Consider the following 4,462-nt stretch of genomic DNA (forward strand, 5'->3'; position numbering starts at 1 on the left):
GCTGTATAGCCGAAAGGCAAGCAGTATTGGTGTCATGGACGCACCCTGAAAAAAGACGGTATCCCGCCAGACTTCAGATGCTCTGGTAACTTGTTGCCGAGTAGTTCACCAATCTTCATCAAATCTTTATTTTTTTCTGTTAGGTTATATTTCAGTAAGAAATGAAATATGGAAGGAAGGATAGTAAAGATGGAAATGATGTTGCAGACACAAAATTTGTGTAAATATTTTAGAAAGCAGAAAGCGGTAAATAATGTTTCACTTAATATAGAAAAGAAACAGATTTATGGACTGCTTGGACCGAATGGTGCGGGAAAATCTACCACATTGAAAATGTTGACTGGTATGATGAAACCAACTGCAGGAAAGATTTACTTTGATGGAAAACTTTTGGATAGGAAAGATTTATCAAAAATAGGAGCGTTAATTGAAAATCCGCCTATTTATGAAAATCTTTCCGCCAGAGAGAATTTGAAGATAAGACAATTATTGCTTGGTACAGATGAAAACAGAATTGATGAGGTCTTGCAGATTGTATCACTTACAAACACCGGAAAGAAGAAAGCAGGACAGTTTTCTTTGGGGATGAAGCAAAGACTAGGCATTGCAATGGCATTGCTTGGAGAACCGGAACTTTTGATATTGGATGAACCTACGAATGGATTAGATCCAATAGGCATCGAGGAATTACGAGAGCTGATCCGGTCTTTTCCGGAACAGGGAATCACTGTAATTCTCTCCAGTCATATTCTCTCAGAGGTACAGTTACTTGCAGATAAAGTCGGGATTATTTCAGGTGGAATCTTAGGATACGAAGGAGCATTAAAGCAGGGAGATAATCTTGAAGATTTGTTTATGAATGTGGTAAGAAAAAACCAGAAAGCAGGTGAAATCCATGGTTAATATTATAAAAGCAGAACATCAAAAAGCCAAAAGAACCATGCGAAAAAAGTTTATCTGGGGATTTCCTCTTCTTACATTTGTCATGACATTTATATTTACTCTTGGGATGACAAATGCTTATGCAGAAAGTGTTTGGAACTGGTGGTATACACTTTTGCTGCCGGGGATGATTGCTCTATTTTGTTATCTTTCTGTGGCGCAGGAGAAAAAGATAAAATACTATCATTTAACGACTATTCCCACAGACAGAAGAAAATTGTTGCTGGGGAAAATTATTTATATTGGGTACATGATTTTGTTTTCTAATGTGATTGTGTTTGCAGGAGCAACGCTTGGAGGCTTTCTTCTAACGACACATGTTCCAGTTGGAGGAGCGTTGATTGCAGTATTGTTTCTGACGGTTTCTGAGTTATGGGAGATTCCGGTAGCTTTATTTTTAAGTGAACGATTTGGAATGATTGTAAACCTGTTCGTCTGCCTGTTTATTACCGTCAGCGGTGTGGTAATATCACAAACCAGAATCTGGTATGTACTTGTTTCTGCAATCCCTATGCGAATGATGTGCCCGTTGCTTCATGTTTTACCAAATGGACTTGCCGCAGAAGCAGGGAATCCTCTTTTGGATACGGGAGTCATTGTTCCGGGAATGTGTCTCTCAATCATCTGGTTTGTTTTTGTAACGGTTCTGTTTTTGAAATGGTTTGAGAGAAGAGAGGTGAAATAAGATGATTGGAAGATCTCTTAATGCAGACTTGCGAAAGATGAAAGGAACATCTGTGATTCTGGCACACTTACTGATTCCGATTATAACCAGCGTTATATTTTTAATATATTACTTTTTTTCACCATGGAATGAAAATATGAAAGTGATTGCATTTTATCAGGCAATAGGAGCAGGACTTCCGGTACTTATTGGAATTTTTACAGCAAGTGTGATGGAACAGGAACAAAATGCAGGTGATTTTCAAAATCTGTTGTCTTTACCGGATAAACCTGCAGCATTTTTATCGAAACTGTTGATGCTACTGGTTTTGTGTCTGTGCTCTATCCTATTGACAGCAATCATATTCGGAATTGGATTTGGAAGAATCGCATCAAGCGATATCGAAATTATGAAAGGATGTATATTTGCAGCATTGCTGCTGTGGGGAAGCAGTGTTCCACTTTATCTGTGGCAGCTGATTCTGGCTTTTCAGTTTGGAAAAGGGGTATCCATTGGAGCAGGGATTATATCAGGACTAATTAGTGCATTGATGCTTACCGGACTTGGAGATTATGTGTGGAAATATGTATTTGTCTGCTGGACGGGTAGAGTACCATATACTTATCTGCAATCTGTATTGGGAGAAACTAGTGTAGGTGAATGGTTGTCATTCATACCAGGTTGCTTAATATTTACAGGGATTAGTATGGTATACTATTTTTGGTGGGTAAACCACTGGGAAGGAAACAGAATATCGGAATAGAATCGAGGGAAACTATGGCAAAAATACTGGCAGTTGATGATGAACCGGCAATTCTGGAAATGATAGAAAGCATTTTGAATAAGGATGGACATCTGGTTACCAAAGTAAGTAATCCGCTGAAACTTAATATGGAAGAATTACATCGTTATGACCTGATTTTACTTGACATTATGATGCCTGGAATGGACGGCTTTGAATTATGCAAAAGAATCAGGGCACTTGTGGATTGTCCGATTTTGTTTCTTACCGCAAAAACGGAGGAAAAAAGTCTGGTGAACGGACTTTCGTTGGGAGCAGATGATTATATTTCAAAGCCATTTGGAGTGATGGAACTTCGGGCAAGGATTCATGCACATCTTAGAAGAGAGCACAGGGAACATTCTGTCCGGATGGTTTTGGGGAGGGTCTGTATTCAAATATCTCAAAAGAAACTATTGGTTGATGATAAGGAACTTCCTCTTACGAAAGCGGAGTACGAAATTTGTGAATTCCTGGCTAAAAACAGGGGACAGGTTTTCTCGAAAGAACAGATTTTAGAAGAGGTCTTTGGTTTTGACAGTGAGAGTAATGACAGTACCATTATCACGCATATCAAAAATATAAGAGCAAAATTTGCGGATTATGATTATACACCGATAAAAACAGTCTGGGGGATTGGATATAAATGGGAAGAGTAAAGAGAAGCAATGCACTCAGCTGGATTTTTATGAGATATGTACTGGTCATGCTTGGATCATTAGTAGGTTTGGTGATTGTTGCTTGGCTGCTGCTGTACCTTTTGATTAGTGTGGGCTGTATCTATCCGGCGAATTATGCAGAGAAAAAGATTAATGAAGCATATGATACGATTTTACGTGCGGATAAAGTAACTGCTGAGATGATTCCTGCACTTTGTGATTATGTAATCTTTTCAGAGAATGGAGAGAAAATAGGTGGAGATCTGTCAGAACAATACGAACAGATAGCATGGAATGTTGCAAAGTACGGAAACGCATCCGGGAAATATTTTTATAAAGTAATTGTAAGGGAAAATGAATATGTTGTATTGCAATATCGCCTGACACCTCAATATCATTCAGCTTTTTTGAGGGAGCATTTTATAGGACCACAGAATGTGATGAGTATTATGTCAGTGATTGGAGCGGTAGCGATTATCATCATTCCGTCCATACGTTTTGGAAAAAGAATCAAAAAGCAGATGCAGCCTGTATTAGACGCAATCAGACAAATAAAGGATCAAAATCTGGAATATGAGACATCCTGTTCCGGTATCAAAGAGTTTGATGACTGTTTATCGGCAATCGATGATATGCGAGATGCATTGCGAGAATCTTTAGAAAAGCAGTGGAAAACAGAGCAGGAAAAGAAACAACAGATGTCTGCTTTGGCGCATGATATTAAAACACCTCTTACGATTGTACGGGGAAATGCAGAACTACTTTCAGAGACTGAACTGACCACAGAACAGAAGAATAATATCACTTATGTTTTGAACGGCACAACACAGATACAAAGTTATGTAAAACAGTTGATAGATGTCACAAAATCATGGAATTGCAGTGATGTTACCTATACAACGGTGAGGTTAGAAGATTTTTTCGCAGATATAAAGGAACAGGCACTCGGGCTGGCAGAAATCTGCCATCAGAAAATAAACTGGAAGGCACAGCAAAGTGATAAAAAGGTAACGATTGCTTATGATCCAATGTTTCGGGCTGTAATGAATGTGATTCAGAATGCAGTGGAGCATACGAAAGAAAAGGAAATCATCTATATTGGTGCAAAGGAGCAGGATGGTCAGCTGACATTCATTGTGGAAGATAGTGGATCAGGATTTACAAAAGAAGCATTATTGCATGGCACAGAGCAGTTTTTTATGGATGACATAAGTAGAAATGGCGAAGCCCATTATGGGATGGGACTATTTTTTGCAAAAACTGTGGCTGAAAAATATGGCGGAGGGATTAAACTTTCAAATTCTGAAAATACAGGTGGGGCGAAAGTAAAAATATTTTTCATGAGTAGTCAAGAAACAAGCTAAATGAAAAGCCTAATCCCCCAGCTATGCTGGGGAGAATGGAGTAGGCGGAAGC

Annotated in this window: 5 protein-coding genes; all 5 read left to right on the top strand. The window is 38.7% G+C overall.

The annotated features are described in order from the left end of the window. Positions 1 to 189: 189 nt before the first annotated feature. From LIR34_RS17320 to LIR34_RS17340, 5 genes are read left to right on the top strand one after another with little or no spacing between them, the layout of a single operon-like run. Positions 190 to 903, top strand: coding sequence for a lantibiotic protection ABC transporter ATP-binding protein (locus LIR34_RS17320; protein ID WP_173903404.1), 714 nt, complete (start codon positions 190 to 192; stop codon positions 901 to 903). Then, positions 896 to 1,627, top strand: a complete 732-nt coding sequence (locus tag LIR34_RS17325) for a lantibiotic immunity ABC transporter MutE/EpiE family permease subunit (protein ID WP_173903405.1) — start codon at positions 896 to 898, stop codon at positions 1,625 to 1,627. Before LIR34_RS17320 ends, LIR34_RS17325 begins: the two co-directional genes overlap by 8 nt. Before the next feature lies 1 nt (position 1,628). Continuing rightward, positions 1,629 to 2,369: a lantibiotic immunity ABC transporter MutG family permease subunit gene (locus LIR34_RS17330; RefSeq protein WP_005330844.1), complete on the top strand. Its 741-nt coding sequence runs from the start codon at positions 1,629 to 1,631 to the stop codon at positions 2,367 to 2,369. 14 nt (positions 2,370 to 2,383) lie between these two features. Then, positions 2,384 to 3,046 (top strand): response regulator transcription factor, encoded by a 663-nt coding sequence (locus tag LIR34_RS17335; protein WP_072521435.1) that lies wholly within the window; start codon positions 2,384 to 2,386, stop codon positions 3,044 to 3,046. Continuing rightward, the gene (locus tag LIR34_RS17340) at positions 3,034 to 4,410 is read left to right on the top strand and encodes a sensor histidine kinase (RefSeq protein WP_173903406.1); all 1,377 of its coding nucleotides are present in this window, start codon (positions 3,034 to 3,036) and stop codon (positions 4,408 to 4,410) included. Before LIR34_RS17335 ends, LIR34_RS17340 begins: the two co-directional genes overlap by 13 nt. The last annotated feature ends 52 nt before the right edge of the window (positions 4,411 to 4,462 follow it).

Origin of the sequence: Blautia sp. MSK17_66 (genome assembly GCF_020538025.1) — a bacterium.
Taxonomy (GTDB): Bacteria; Bacillota; Clostridia; order Lachnospirales; family Lachnospiraceae; genus Blautia_A.